The sequence below is a fragment of the Sphingomonas sp. 77B genome (assembly GCF_056497825.1).
In genome coordinates, this window is sequence record NZ_JBWMBY010000001.1 from 2160378 (window position 1) to 2173637 (window position 13260).

Sequence of the window (13260 nt, forward strand, 5' to 3'; positions counted from 1 at the left end):
CCCGTTCCTTACTCCACCGGGCCGAAACCACCCAGCCCCCGCAGATATTGGGCACGGATGGTCGTCGTCGCCACCCCGTTGGGCACGTCGATCAGCGCGGAGGCGAGCGGCGGCTTGCGGCGACCCAGCTTGGTATTGGCCGGGAAGCCCGCGCCGTCGCTCCAGAAGTTGAACTTGTTCTTGCCGTCGCGGTCATGGGTGAAGAGCAGCGCATAGCGGCCGGGATGCGGCACGCGGATGCACATCTCGACCCGCGCGCCCGTTGCGGGGGTCGGCACCTGGACGCGGCGGAACGTCTTGCCCGCGCGCACCAGCACGCCGTCGTCCTGAAGGAAATCCTCCTCGTTCGCTGGATAGAGTTCCAGCTTGAGGTTGCCCTTTCGGTCCTTCAGCCCTTCGATCCGCGCCAGGATGGCAGGACCGCCGCCGCCGGTGCAGGCCGCCGCATCGCTGCCCAGCACCTGCGCGCCCGCCGCCTGCGGCACCGTCGCCAGTGCGACCATCGCCGCCGTCATCATCGTCATCACGCGAGTCATGCGCGTACCTTCCGAACCAGTGCCGTCAGACCGAACCCTGCGATCAGCACGACATGGACCAACAGGGTCAGCGCCGCGGTGAAGGCGATCAGCTCGCTCAGTTCCTGATCCTGCCCGATCAACAGGATCGCGAAATTGGCGAAAAGAAGGTCCTTGTTGGGCACCAGCGGCAGACGCGAAACGAGCAGCCGCGCCGCCGACAGGAACAGCCACATGCCCAGCGACACGCTCGGCATGCCGTAATGCCATGCCAGCGCGACCAGCAGCGAATTGGCGATCAGGCGGACGCAATGGACCATGAAGACCCACCACAGGGTCTTGCGGTCGAGCGAGAAGACCCGCCGCGAAAAGATCAGGAAGGGCAGCGAGGTCGCCATGACGATCGCGATCGATCCCCAGACCAGCCGTAACTGCTCCGCCGTCAACAGCTCGCGCCCGACCGGCAGGGCGAGGCAGATCATCAGCAGGGTGATCGCATTGCCCGCGATGGCCGACAGGATGCCGACATCCTTCACCGCGCCGAAGGGGGCGGCGACCATCTTCGCATTGGCCCGCGCCCAGGCGTAGAAATAGGCCTCGCCCGAGTAGCTGAACGCCACTTCGTTCGCGATCCGCTTGCGGATCAGCGCCGCCATGCCGCTGATCGGAATGCCCCACAGCCGCCGGAAGATGATGTAGTCGCCGATCGGCAGCGCCATGTAGAGGCCGAAGAAGACGACGTAGAACAGCGGGTTGGTCGGCACCGAATGGCTGAGACCGACCAGGCCGCGACCCAGCAGCTCATGCCCCAGCCCGACGATCATGGCCGCGGTCAGCAGCCCGCCGATGATGGCCGGCCAACGGTTCTTGACCGTCTTCAACGGCTCCAGCGCGGCCATATCGCGCGCCACCGGGCCATGGTCGCCGCCCGCTCCGGGCAACGGGCCGACAGGCAGGACCTGCTGCGGGGTCATGGGATCATCTCGTTCATTCTGCACGTTATGGAGATTCCTCGGCGGCGTTCGCCGGCGGCGCCCGCTAACCTCAACACTGCTTTCTCGCACCTGAATAAGAATTCATCCTCTGTCGCGCGATTGTGTCCACCTTAGGGCTGAACCTGACATAATTGCGCGACAACCGGCGATTAGCGCTCCCATATCGACACGCCTTTTCTGCCGGAGCCTATGCCCGCCGATCACATCCTGACCTATGCCCTGGCGATGCGCGGCGGTGTCGAGGCGGCGCTGGGGCGCATGTTGCCGGGGTGGCTCGACCGGGGACGGCGGGTCACGCTGATCCTGGGCGACGAGGGCGGGCAGTTCCAAGGCGGCGTGCCCCTGGGCGTTGAGACGGTGACGCTGGGGCATCAGCGCTATGGCGGGCTGTGCAGCGCCTTGCCCGCGATCATCGCCCGGGCGCGGCCTGACATCGTCTTCTGTCCGGGCAATCATTATACCGCCATGGCAGCATGGACATGGGCGCGGCTGGCGGGATCCTGTCCGCCGATCGTGGCCAAGATGTCCAATGCCGTCGATCGCGGCGACCAGGCGCCTTTGATCGCCTGGGGCCAACGGCAATGGCTGGCGGGGCACCGCCTGTTTCTGGATGCGCTGGTCGCGATGACGCCCGCGACCGCGCGCGAGGCGCAAGGCGCGACCGGACTGTCGGTCGCGGTCATCCCCAATCCACCGACGCGGCTCGATCCCGCTACGGTGCCGCGCGCCACGACGCCGGGCCGCCGCATCCTGGGCGTCGGGCGACTGGAGCCGCAGAAGCGCTGGGACCGGCTGATTACCGCGATGACCCATCTGCCCGAGGATATCGGCCTGACCATCCTGGGCGAGGGCAGTCTGCGCCCGGCGCTCACCGCGCAAATCGAGATACTGGGTCTGTCGCACCGGGTCTCCCTGCCCGGCCATAGCGCCGATGCCCCCGCCGCGATGGCGGCGGCGCAGGTGGTGGCGCTTCCCTCCGACTATGAGGGCGTACCCGGCGTATTGCGCGAGGCTCTGGCGGTCGGCACGCCCGTCGTCGCCACGGATTCGAGCCCCGCGGTGCATGAGATCGTGGCCCATCGCGCGCTGGGCACGATCGTGCCGCGCGAGGATCTGGGCGCGCTGGTCGCGGCGCTGCGTCACTGGCTCGATCCCGTGGCGCTGCGGCCCGAGCCGGTGCCGCAACCGGGGCAGGATTCGGCCGACCGCTATCTGGCGCTGTTCGATTCGATCGTCGCGGCCCGCGCGCGTCGCGGGATCGGTGCGACAGGACCACTGGAACCCGCGCTGGTCTGGTAGGACGGGCGGGGCCTACGAGGCCTCCGACTCGGCGCGCACCGCATCGTCGTCCTGCTCCGCCTCACGCTCGGAGCGGCGTTGCAGCGCGGACTTAGCCATCGCGGTCATCGGATCGGCCAGCGCCAGCCCGAGGATGCCGAACAGCGCGCTCGCCATGATCTGGGTCGACAGGGTCAGTGCGGGCGGCAGGTCGACCGTCCGCTTGGCGACCATCGGCACCACGACATAGCCGTCGAAGGTCTGCACGATCAGATAGGTGCCGATCGCCCAGAAGCCCGCATCCTGCCCTGCCGAAAAGCCGACCGCGATCATCAGCGTGCCGGTGATGATCGCACCGATATTGGGGATGAAGGCCAGGATACCGGCGATGATGCCCAGCAGCAGCGCCATCGGCACGCCCCCGATCATCAGCGCGATGCCGGTCAGCACCCCCTCCACCGCCATGCCCAGCAGACGCCCGGCGAGCAGGCGGCGCAACGTGAACATGACGCGGCCCTGCGTGATCGCAAACTCCGCGCGGGCGGCGCGCGGCACGAACCATTGCAGGCCGCGCGCATAACCTTCGGGGTCCATCGCCAGGAACAGGCCGATGATGAGGATCATGAACATCGTCGTGACCGCGCCCACCGCGGTCCCGACCCAGGAGGTCAGCTTGCCGATCGACCCGACCGACTGCTTCAACAGGCCGTTGATGTCCGACGTGCCAGGCATCAGCCCCTGCGACGACAGCCAGCCGGTGACCTTGCCCGCCTGCGTCTCCAGCGTGGAGCGAAGCTGGGTCACCTGCTGCGTCATCTCGACGCCGGTCAGGTAGAAGGTGCTGAGCAGGAAGGCGACCACCGCCAGCACGACGATCAGCAACCGCCAGCCGCGCCCGATCGGCAACACCCGGCCGAGCAGTCGCACCCCGCCGTCGAGCAGCGTGGCGAATACCAGTCCGGCGAAAATCACCAGCAGCGGCTGGACCAGCAGGACCGTGACCGCCATCGCCGCGATCAGCCCCAGCCAGATCGCCGCCCGGGTCAGCTCCCGCCGGACAAAGCCTTCGCGGAATTCGACAGGCGCCGGGCGGTCGGTCAGCGGGGCCGGATCGCTCATTGGCTCTTGCCGTCCGCCACCTTGACGGTGGTCGGATGCAGCGACAGGCCCGCCCGGCCCGAACGCAGCGAGCTCCACCAGGTCAGCGGGTTGAGCGTCGTGTCACCATCCAGGCTGAAGGTCACGAACTCGGCACGGCCGCCGATATTCTCATACGGCACCGGCCCGCCCAGCCCCAGCTCGGCCAGCGAGAAGCGGCTGTCGGCCGAGCGATCGCGGTTGTCGCCCATCAGGAAGACATGGTCGGCCGGAATCCTGATCGGCCCGTAATTGTCACCCGGGCTCCAGCCCAGTTCGACCGTATCGTAGCGGCGGCCATTGGGCAGCGTCTCGGTCACGATCGGCAGGTGGCAGACCCATTGGCCACCGGCGGTGCGGACGCGCGCCTGGTCGCCATAGTCGGTACACGGGCTGTTCGTGTCGATCGGAATGTCGATATAGTGGATCGGCCCGCGCTGCACCGGCTTGCCATTCAGGATCACCACGCCATCGCGCACCTGCAGCGTATCACCCGGCAGGCCGATCACCCGCTTGATATAGTCGTTATGCGTGCCCGGCGGCGTCACGATCACGACATCGCCGCGCTTGGGCAGCGAGCCGAACAACCGGCCATGGATGAAGGGCAACTGATAGCTCCAGCTCGCCTCGGGCTGACGCAGGACCACCGATTTGAAGATCGCGATCGGATTGGGAATGGTCGGCGAGACATAGGACCAGCCATAGGCGAACTTGCTGACGACCAGCCGATCGCCGACGCGCAGGCCCGGCAGCATCGATTCGGACGGGATGTAGAAGGGCTTGGCGATGAAACTGTGGAAGCCCAGCACGATCAGCAACAGCCAGAACAGCCCCTTGACCTCGGACCACCAGTCGGTGCCCTTCTTCTTGGCCGGAGTCTGTGGTGGCGTCTGGGTCGGCGGCGGTGCGCTCACCCTCGGGTCGGCGGGTGAGCCTGGGTTCGTGTCCAACACCGCGTCCTTCATGCGGAAACTTCCGGTCGTGCCTCGATCACGACAAAGGCCTGCGCCCAGGGGTGATCGTCGGTCATGGTCAAGTGAATATGGGCGACGTGGCCCGCCGGGGTCATCGCGTCAAGCCGTTCGCGCGCGCCGCCGGTCAATGACAGGGTCGGCGCACCGCCGGGCAGGTTCACCACACCGATGTCGCGCATGAACACGCCTTGCGCAAAGCCGGTGCCGATCGCCTTGGAAAAGGCTTCCTTGGCGGCGAAGCGCTTGGCGTAGGTGCCCGCGCGGGTGAAGGGACGCCTGGCCGCCTTGGCCTGCTCGATATCGGTGAAACAGCGCGCCTCGAACCGGCCGCCATGCCGATCCAGCGCGGCCTGAATCCGCTCGATATTGCAGAGGTCCGAGCCGAGACCGATAATCACGAAATCCTCCCCGGCACGGGGAGGGGGACCAGCCGCAGGCTGGTGGAGGGGGAGTTCGCCAAAGGACACCCGTGGTGGAGAGCCCCCTCCACCACCGCTGCGCGGCGGTCCCCCTCCCCGTTCCGGGGAGGATTCACCGCGCCAGGTCCATCGCGGCGCGCATCTTGCGCACCACTTCGGGCAGGCCGACAAACACCGCGTCCGCAATCAGGAAATGCCCGATGTTCAGCTCGCGCACCTGCGGGATCGCCGCGATCGGTGCGACATTGTCATAGGTCAGGCCATGCCCGGCATGAACCTCGATCCCGTTCTTCGCCGCCAGCGCCGCGGCGTCCGACAGGCGGCGCAGTTCCACGCTGCGCGCCTCGCCGTCCAACTCGGCATAACGCCCGGTGTGCAACTCCACGACCGGCACCCGCAGGTGCAGCGCCGCCTCGATCTGGCGAGGATCGGGCTCGATGAACAACGAGACGCGGATGCCCGCCTCACCGAGCTTCGCCACCATGGGGGCCAGCCATTCGCGCTGTCCGGCGGCGTCGAGGCCGCCCTCGGTCGTCCGCTCCTCGCGCTTTTCCGGCACGATGCACGCGGCGTGAGGGCGATGCTTCAGCGCGATGGCGAGCATCTCCTCGGTCGCGGCCATCTCCAGGTTGAGCGGCACGGTCAGCTCGGCCGACAGCCGCGCGATATCGTCGTCGGTGATGTGCCGCCGATCCTCGCGCAGATGTGCGGTAATGCCGTCCGCGCCCGCTTGCGCCGCGATCAGCGCCGCCTTGACCGGATCGGGATAGCCCGCGCCGCGCGCATTCCGCACGGTCGCGACATGGTCGATATTGACGCCCAGGCGCAAATGCTCGGTCATGCCGCCGCGCGGCTCCCCGGCTTGATCGCGGGGATCGCCGCCAGTTCGGGCGGCAGATCGTCGGCGGCGTAGCTTGGCACGTCGAGTCGGATCAGCGGGAAGAAAGGCACGCCCAGATCGGCGGTGCCGTTCGAGCGATCGACCAGCGAGGCCGCCGCGATCGTCTCGCCACCCTCGCGCGCGATGGCGGCGATCGCCTCGCGGCTGGACAGGCCGGTCGTGACCACGTCTTCCATCATCAGCACCTTCTGCCCCTTCTCCAGGCGGAAGCCGCGGCGCAGGTGGAAGGTTCCCTCGGGCCGCTCCAGGAACATGCCGGGCACACCCAGCGCACGGGCCATTTCATGGCCGACGATGACGCCGCCCATCGCCGGGGCGACGACGGCGCCGATCTGCGCCTTGATGTCGGCCGGGATCTTCGCCGCCACCGCCTCGCAGAGCCGCGCCGCGCGGGCCGGGTCCATCAGGACGCGCGCGCATTGCAAGTAACGCGGGCTGCGCAGGCCGGAGGAGAGGATGAAATGCCCTTCGAGCAGCGCCTCGGCGGCGCGGAACTCGGCAAGGACGTCTTCATCGGTCATGGGGCAACTCCGGCATCGATCAGATGACCCGGCCTCATAGGATCGCCCCGCCCCCCGCGCAATCTGGCATGTGACGCTCTAGGGTTGAGGGGGCGAAGTCCCGTGCTATAGTCCCCCTAACAAAAACGACATGACGCCCCGCCCGAGGACCGTCGGACGACCGACGGACAGGCGAGGGAGATGGGAGACGAGAGCGGGATGAGCGAGGTCAAGCGCGTGTCCGGACCCCGGAGGATGAGGATGCCCAAACGCATGAAGGCGATCGCGATCGCCGCCGGGATGGGATGCGCCGCGCTGTCGGGTGTCGCCTTCGCGACTCCGGCCGCGCCCCCCGCGACTCCGACCGCCGCGCCCGCGCCGCAGGCCGCCGCCGAGGGGGCGGGCGTCTCCAACACCGCCCCGACTAGCGACGCGGCCCCCGCGACCGCCGCGCCGACCAGCCCGCTACTGGCGCAGGACGGCGCGCCCGCGACGACGATCGACCCCAATGTCGGCCTGCCGATCGACGGCCGCATCGGGCTCCAGCCGCAGGTGACGAAAAACGGCGAGTTCGCGCATTGGATGCACAATGACGTGCTGGTGCCGGTCATCACCGTGATCTGCGTGCTCGTCCTGCTGCTGCTCGCCTGGGTCGTGTTCCGCTATCGCCGCGCCGCCAATCCGGTGCCGTCCAAGACCAGCCACAACACGCTGGTCGAGGTGCTGTGGACGCTGGGGCCCGTCGTGGTCCTCGTCCTGATCGCCATCCCCTCGATCGGGCTGCTCCAGGCGCAGTTCAAACCTGCCCCCGCCGGGGCCGTCACGCTGAAGGCGATCGGCAACCAATGGTATTGGACCTATCAATATCCGGATCATGGCGGGATCGAGATCACCGCCAACATGCTGAAGGAAAAGGATCAGGTCGCGCCGGGTGAGCGGGCGCGCACCGATGCGGACGGGCCGCGCCTGCTGGCGGTGGACAATCGCATCGTCCTGCCCGTCGGCGTGCCGATCCGCCTCATCACCACGTCGAACGACGTCATCCACAGCTGGGCGATCCCGGCCTTCTGGATGAAGCTGGACGCCGTGCCCGGCCGATTGAACGAGACGAGCTTCACCATCGAGAAGCCGGGCCTGTATTTCGGCCAGTGTTCGGAATTGTGCGGTGCGCGCCATGCCTTCATGCCGATCGCGGTGCAGGCGGTGCCCCCGGCACAGTTCGCCGCCTGGGTCGCGGCCAAGGGCGGCAAGATGCCGGGTTCGGCGGCGCCGTCCGCCGCGGTCATCCCGCAGCCGGGCGCGGTCGGCTCCGCCGTCATGCGCGAGGAGGCCAAGGACGCCCGGACGATCGTTGGCCCCGACAACAGCAACGAGCCCGCCCTGCGCCCGGTCACGGACGCGGATGCGAGCCTCCTCACGACGCAGGGCGCGACCGGCAATCCGGCCGGCGCTGGCAATGCGGGACAATAAGCCATGACCGACACCGCACTTCACCCCGGATCGGCATTCGTCGGTCATGAGGATCACCACCACGCGCACCATGACGCCGATCACAAGCCCGGCTTCTTCGCGCGCTGGTTCCTGTCGACCAACCACAAGGACATCGGCACCCTCTATCTGATCTTCGCGATCGTCGCGGGGATCATCGGCGGCGCGATCTCGGGCCTGATGCGTGCCGAGCTGCGCGAGCCAGGCATCCAGTATCTGGGCATCTGGGCGGGCATGCTGCACGGCGGCGCGCAGAGCCTCGACCAGTCGCTGCACCTGTGGAACGTGCTCATCACCGCGCACGGCCTCATCATGGTGTTCTTCATGGTGATGCCCGCGATGATCGGCGGGTTTGGCAACTGGTTCGTGCCGATCATGATCGGCGCGCCCGACATGGCGTTCCCGCGCATGAACAACGTGTCCTTCTGGCTGCTGATCCCGGCCTTCACGCTGCTGCTCGCCTCGCCCTTTTTCGGGTCGGGCGCGGGTGTCGGCTGGACGGCATACGCACCGCTGTCGACCTTCGGCGAGCCGGGGCCATCGGTGGATATGGCGATCCTGTCACTCCACCTGGCGGGCGCCTCGTCGATCCTGGGCGCGATCAACTTCATCACCACCATCTTCAACATGCGCGCGCCGGGCATGACCCTGCACAAGATGCCGCTGTTCGTCTGGTCGGTGCTGGTCACCGCCTTCCTGCTGCTGCTGTCGCTGCCGGTTCTGGCCGCCGCCATCACCATGCTGCTGACCGATCGTAACTTCGGCACGACCTTCTTCGACCCCGCCGGGGGCGGCGACCCGATCCTGTACCAGCATCTGTTCTGGTTCTTCGGTCACCCCGAAGTGTACATCATGATCCTGCCGGGCTTCGGCATCGTCAGCCAGATCATCGCGACGTTCAGCCGCAAGCCCGTCTTCGGCTATCTGGGCATGGCATACGCCATGGTCGCGATCGGCGTGGTCGGCTTCGTCGTGTGGGCGCACCACATGTTCGCCACCGGCCTGAGCGTGAACACCAAGATGTATTTCACCGCCGCGACGATGATTATCGCGGTCCCCACCGGCATCAAGATCTTCTCGTGGATCGCGACGATGTGGGGCGGCTCGCTGACCTTCAAGACGCCGATGGTCTGGGCGATCGGCTTCATCTTCATGTTCACCGTCGGCGGTGTGACCGGCGTCGTGCTCGCGAACGGCGGCATCGACGATTACATGCACGACACCTATTATGTCGTCGCGCACTTCCACTATGTCCTGTCGCTGGGTGCGGTGTTCGCGCTGTTCGCAGGCTTCTATTACTGGTTCCCGAAGATGTCGGGGAAGATGTACAACGAGTTCCTCGGCCAACTGCATTTCTGGGTGTTCTTCGTGGGCGTGAACCTGTTGTTCTTCCCGATGCACTTCCTGGGCCTGCAGGGCATGCCGCGTCGTTACCCGGACTATCCGGACGCGTTCGCGCTGTGGAACAAGGTCGCGACGCATGGCTATGAGATCATGGCCGCTGGCATGGCGATCTTCTTCATCAACCTGATCTGGTCGCTGATCGCGGGCAAACCGGCGGGGAACAACCCGTGGGGCGAAGGCGCGACGACGCTGGAATGGACGCTGTCCAGCCCGCCGCCCTATCACCAGTTCGAGACGCTGCCGCGTATCGACTGAGCTGCCCATCCCACCATTTGACGAAGGCCTCGAAATGGCGATTTCGGGGCCTTTTTCATTGCGCCAGCGTTACGATAGGACCACTTCGGCCAAATTGTTGTCTGGTCACGACGAACCGAGGGAACCTTTCATGTTTCGTTAGCCACGTTGGTTACATGCTGCCCCCATCGTCCGACAGGTGGCGGTTAGCGGGTGGAACATCCAATGATGGGGCGGGACATTCTGGCGGAGCCGGTGGCGGCGGCCGCCGAACACGAAGCGGGTGCGCCCGCCGTCACGACACGATCGGCCGGTTCGGCCCTGGGGACCGGCGGTGCGGTCCTTCCCCTGCTGGCCCTGGCCGCCTGCGGCGACGGCGGAGGCGGCGGCACGGCGAGCGCGGGCGGCAGCACCTCCGCGACACCGGCAGGCACGACCGCGCCGGTGGTCGTCGTCAACGCCGCCCCCACCCCCACCGAGGCCAGCCGTTTCCTGGCGCAGGCTACCATGGGCGCGACCCGCAGCACGATCGATGCGGTCGTCTCGCGCGGCTATGACGGCTGGCTGACCGACCAGTTCGCGATGCCGCGCGCGACCAGCCATTACGACTGGCTCTATGCCAATGGCTATGCGGGGGAGAGCAACCGCTTCGACATGAAGGGGCTGGATCCGACGCTGTGGCGACAGCTCATCGTCGAGCCGGACCAGTTGCGGCAGCGCGTCGGCATGGCGCTGCTCGACATCTTCGTCGTGGGCGTGGACGGCCTGATCTATTCGTGGCGCTCGTTCACGATGGCCTCCTATCTCGACATCCTGCTGGACAATGCCTTCGGCAATTATCGCCAGCTGATGGGCACGGTGACGACCAGCTTCGCGATGAGCACCTTCCTCACCTATTTCCAGAATCGCAAGGCCAACCCGACGACGGGCACCCAGCCCGACGAAAATTACGCCCGCGAATTGATGCAGTTGTTCACCATCGGCCTGTACCAGCTGAACATGGACGGCTCGCTGAAGATGAGCGGGGGGCAGCCGATCGAAACCTATAGCCAGGCCGACGTCTCCGGGCTGGCGCGCGTGTTTACCGGCCTGGTCCAACCCAATTTCCCCGATGCCCCACCGCGCTATCTCAATCCGATGGTCATCAACGCCGGGATGAACGAGACGGGCCCGTCCAGCTTTCTCGGCACGACCGTCAGCGGTGGCGGCATGGCGGCGATCGATGCCGCGCTCGATACGATTTTTGCGCATCCCAACGTGCCGCCCTTCGTGTCGAAGCAGCTGATCCAGCGGCTGGTGACCAGCAACCCCTCCCCCGCCTATATCAACCGCGTCGCCAGCAAGTTCGCGGACAATGGCCAGGGCGTGCGTGGCGACCTGAAGGCCGTGATCCGTGCGATCCTGCTCGACAGCGAGGCGCGGACGCTGCCAGCCAGCGGTGCGGTCGGCAAGCTGCGCGAGCCGGTGATCCGCTTCACCAACTGGGCGCGTGCCTTCGGTGCGACCTCGCCCTCCAATGCCTGGGCGATCGGCGACACCAACGCCGCGACCCGGCTCAGCCAGACCAAGGGACGCAGCCCGTCGGTCTTCAACTTCTACCGCCCCGGCTACACGCCCGCGGGCACCAGCCTGGCGGGCAGCGGGCTGGTCGCGCCGGAGTTCCAGATCACCAACGAACAGACGGTGATCGGCTATGTGAACTTCATGTACGGCGTCATCGCCAACGGCATCGGCGACGTGAAGGCCGACTATACCGCGATCCTGGCGCTAGCCGCCGACTCCAAGGCGCTGGTCGACGAGATCAACCTGGTGCTGGCCGCCGGGCAATTGTCGAGCGCGACGCAAGCCGCGATCCGCAATGCGGTCGACAGCGTGTCGGCAACCGCGAGCGACGGTCCAATCAACCGGGTCGGCATCGCCATCCTGCTGACCATGGCCTCCCCCGATTATCTGAACCTGCGGTGATGAGCATGATGCAAGACCAGTCACGTCGCGCCTTCCTGAAGCGCACCGCCCTGCTCGGCATGGCCGGGACCGCCACCCCCTTCGTCTCCAGCCTGGCCGCGATCGGCGAGGCGGCGGCGGCCACCGCGTCCGATTACAAGGCGCTGGTCTGCGTGTTCCTGTATGGCGGCAACGACTATGCCAACACGCTGATCCCCTATGACGAGACCAGCTTTGCGGCCTATCGCACCGCGCGGCCCAATATCGCCTATCAGCGGGATGCGCTAGCGGGTAGCGTCCTGAATCCGGCGGTCGCCCTGCCGGGCGGTCGCACCTATGCCTTGTCGCCCGCCATGCCCGAGCTGCGCCAGCTGTTCGCGGCGGGCAAGATGGCGGTGGCGCTGAACGTCGGCACGCTGGTCGAGCCGACCACCAAGATCCAGTTCACCAACCGCACCGTCAAGCTGCCCCCCAAGCTGTTCAGCCATAACGACCAGCAGAGCTTCTTCCAGGCCTCCAACCCCGAGGGCGCGACCAGCGGCTGGGGCGGGCGGATCGGCGACGTGTTCCAGAACGGCAACGGCACGGCGGCGCTGACCTGCATCAACACCAGCGGCAACGCCATTTACCTGAGTGGGCGCACCGCGATCCAATATGCGGTCGGCACCGGCGGCCCGGTGGCCCTGCTCAACAACAGCAAGACGCTCTACGGTTCGTCCTCGGCGCTCGATGCGCTGCGCAGCGTGATGACCACCGAGTCGAGCTATGCGATGGCGACCGAACATGCCCGCATCAGCAAGCGCGCCTTCAACGTCCAGGCGCAGCTCAGCAGTGCACTGGCCGGAGCGCCGAGCGGCAATTTCCCGCTCTTTCCCTCGGGCAATACGCTGGCCGACCAATTGAAGATGGTCGCGCGGATGATCTCGGTCAGCCAAACGCTGGGGTTGAAGCGCCAGGTCTTCTTCGTGTCGATGGGCGGGTTCGACCTGCACGACAATCTGGTCGCGCAGCATCCCGGCCTGTTGTCCAAGGTGTCGGCGGCGATGAAGGCCTTTTACGACACCACCGCCGCCATGGGCGTCGCCAATCAGGTGACGAGCTTCACCGCCTCCGACTTCGGGCGGACCCTACAATCCAATGACGGCGGCGCGGATCATGGCTGGGGCAGCATGCACTTCGTCGTCGGCGGCGCGGTGCGGGGCCAGCGGCTTTACGGCAAGGCGCCGATCGTCGGCAGCAACACCAGCGACGATGTCGGCAGCGGCCGCCTGATCCCCACCATGTCGGTCGACCAATATGCCGCGACGCTGGCCAGCTGGTTCAGCATCGACTCGGGCGGCCTGCGTACCGTGCTGCCCAATATCGGCAACTATGACGCTTCGACCTGGAACCAGGGCTTCATGGGATAAGCCCAGGCACTTTGTGACAATATAACATATTAATTTCGATCAACTGTTCGATCAGCGCCGAT

The 13260-nt window shown here is 66.7% G+C and carries 12 protein-coding genes; 5 read left to right on the forward strand and 7 right to left on the reverse strand.

Translation table 11 applies throughout. The features are described from left to right. Window positions 1–8: 8 nt before the first annotated feature. Both AC1GI4_RS10170 and AC1GI4_RS10175 read right to left on the reverse strand, forming a co-directional pair. Window positions 9–536, reverse strand: coding sequence for a DUF2141 domain-containing protein (locus AC1GI4_RS10170; protein ID WP_294270748.1), 528 nt, complete (start codon window positions 534–536; stop codon window positions 9–11). Continuing rightward, window positions 533–1489 (reverse strand): hypothetical protein, encoded by a 957-nt coding sequence (locus tag AC1GI4_RS10175; RefSeq protein ID WP_294270745.1) that lies wholly within the window; start codon window positions 1487–1489, stop codon window positions 533–535. The genes AC1GI4_RS10170 and AC1GI4_RS10175 overlap by 4 nt, the downstream gene beginning before the upstream one ends. 210 nt (window positions 1490–1699) lie before the next feature. Here AC1GI4_RS10175 and AC1GI4_RS10180 point away from each other — a divergent pair, with 210 nt between their 5' ends. Continuing rightward, complete coding sequence (locus AC1GI4_RS10180; protein WP_479629417.1) at window positions 1700–2809, forward strand: glycosyltransferase; 1110 nt, start codon at window positions 1700–1702, stop codon at window positions 2807–2809. A gap of 12 nt (window positions 2810–2821) precedes the next feature. Here AC1GI4_RS10180 and AC1GI4_RS10185 read toward each other — a convergent pair whose 3' ends face one another. The 5 genes from AC1GI4_RS10185 to pyrE all read right to left on the reverse strand — a co-directional run bounded on the left by AC1GI4_RS10185 (window position 2822) and on the right by pyrE (window position 6740). Then, on the reverse strand, window positions 2822–3907 hold the full coding sequence (locus AC1GI4_RS10185; protein ID WP_479629418.1) for an AI-2E family transporter: 1086 nt from the start codon (window positions 3905–3907) through the stop codon (window positions 2822–2824). After that, a complete protein-coding gene (gene lepB / locus AC1GI4_RS10190; RefSeq protein ID WP_479629419.1) occupies window positions 3904–4890 on the reverse strand; it encodes a signal peptidase I in 987 nt (328 codons plus the stop codon). The genes AC1GI4_RS10185 and lepB overlap by 4 nt, the downstream gene beginning before the upstream one ends. Next, the gene (gene acpS, locus AC1GI4_RS10195; protein ID WP_294270735.1) at window positions 4887–5297 is read right to left on the reverse strand and encodes a holo-ACP synthase; all 411 of its coding nucleotides are present in this window, start codon (window positions 5295–5297) and stop codon (window positions 4887–4889) included. The genes lepB and acpS overlap by 4 nt, the downstream gene beginning before the upstream one ends. 133 nt (window positions 5298–5430) lie before the next feature. Beyond that, complete coding sequence (locus AC1GI4_RS10200) at window positions 5431–6159, reverse strand: pyridoxine 5'-phosphate synthase (protein ID WP_479629420.1); 729 nt, start codon at window positions 6157–6159, stop codon at window positions 5431–5433. Next, entirely contained in the window at window positions 6156–6740 is a 585-nt protein-coding gene (pyrE, locus tag AC1GI4_RS10205) for an orotate phosphoribosyltransferase (protein WP_294270727.1), read from the reverse strand. Before pyrE ends, AC1GI4_RS10200 begins: the two co-directional genes overlap by 4 nt. Before the next feature lie 240 nt (window positions 6741–6980). On the opposite strand from pyrE, the gene coxB reads away from it, so the two are divergent. The 4 genes from coxB to AC1GI4_RS10225 all read left to right on the forward strand — a co-directional run bounded on the left by coxB (window position 6981) and on the right by AC1GI4_RS10225 (window position 13198). Beyond that, a complete protein-coding gene (gene coxB, locus AC1GI4_RS10210) occupies window positions 6981–8189 on the forward strand; it encodes a cytochrome c oxidase subunit II (RefSeq protein ID WP_479629421.1) in 1209 nt (402 codons plus the stop codon). Between the two features lie 3 nt (window positions 8190–8192). Further along, the gene (ctaD, locus tag AC1GI4_RS10215) at window positions 8193–9866 is read left to right on the forward strand and encodes a cytochrome c oxidase subunit I (protein WP_479629422.1); all 1674 of its coding nucleotides are present in this window, start codon (window positions 8193–8195) and stop codon (window positions 9864–9866) included. Window positions 9867–10070: 204 nt separating this feature from the next. Next, window positions 10071–11810, forward strand: coding sequence for a DUF1800 domain-containing protein (locus AC1GI4_RS10220; RefSeq protein ID WP_479629423.1), 1740 nt, complete (start codon window positions 10071–10073; stop codon window positions 11808–11810). Continuing rightward, on the forward strand, window positions 11810–13198 hold the full coding sequence (locus AC1GI4_RS10225; RefSeq protein WP_479629424.1) for a DUF1501 domain-containing protein: 1389 nt from the start codon (window positions 11810–11812) through the stop codon (window positions 13196–13198). The genes AC1GI4_RS10220 and AC1GI4_RS10225 overlap by 1 nt, the downstream gene beginning before the upstream one ends. The last annotated feature ends 62 nt before the right edge of the window (window positions 13199–13260 follow it).

Coding starts and splice junctions, on each gene's coding strand:
- AC1GI4_RS10200 (WP_479629420.1), bottom strand. CDS start 6,159: ATGACCGAGCATTTGCGCCTGGGCGTCAATATCGACCATGTCGCGACC.
- AC1GI4_RS10175 (WP_294270745.1), bottom strand. CDS start 1,489: ATGACCCCGCAGCAGGTCCTGCCTGTCGGCCCGTTGCCCGGAGCGGGC.
- pyrE (WP_294270727.1), bottom strand. CDS start 6,740: ATGACCGATGAAGACGTCCTTGCCGAGTTCCGCGCCGCCGAGGCGCTG.
- AC1GI4_RS10220 (WP_479629423.1), top strand. CDS start 10,071: ATGATGGGGCGGGACATTCTGGCGGAGCCGGTGGCGGCGGCCGCCGAA.
- ctaD (WP_479629422.1), top strand. CDS start 8,193: ATGACCGACACCGCACTTCACCCCGGATCGGCATTCGTCGGTCATGAG.
- AC1GI4_RS10225 (WP_479629424.1), top strand. CDS start 11,810: ATGAGCATGATGCAAGACCAGTCACGTCGCGCCTTCCTGAAGCGCACC.
- lepB (WP_479629419.1), bottom strand. CDS start 4,890: ATGAAGGACGCGGTGTTGGACACGAACCCAGGCTCACCCGCCGACCCG.
- coxB (WP_479629421.1), top strand. CDS start 6,981: ATGCCCAAACGCATGAAGGCGATCGCGATCGCCGCCGGGATGGGATGC.
- AC1GI4_RS10180 (WP_479629417.1), top strand. CDS start 1,700: ATGCCCGCCGATCACATCCTGACCTATGCCCTGGCGATGCGCGGCGGT.
- AC1GI4_RS10170 (WP_294270748.1), bottom strand. CDS start 536: ATGACTCGCGTGATGACGATGATGACGGCGGCGATGGTCGCACTGGCG.
- AC1GI4_RS10185 (WP_479629418.1), bottom strand. CDS start 3,907: ATGAGCGATCCGGCCCCGCTGACCGACCGCCCGGCGCCTGTCGAATTC.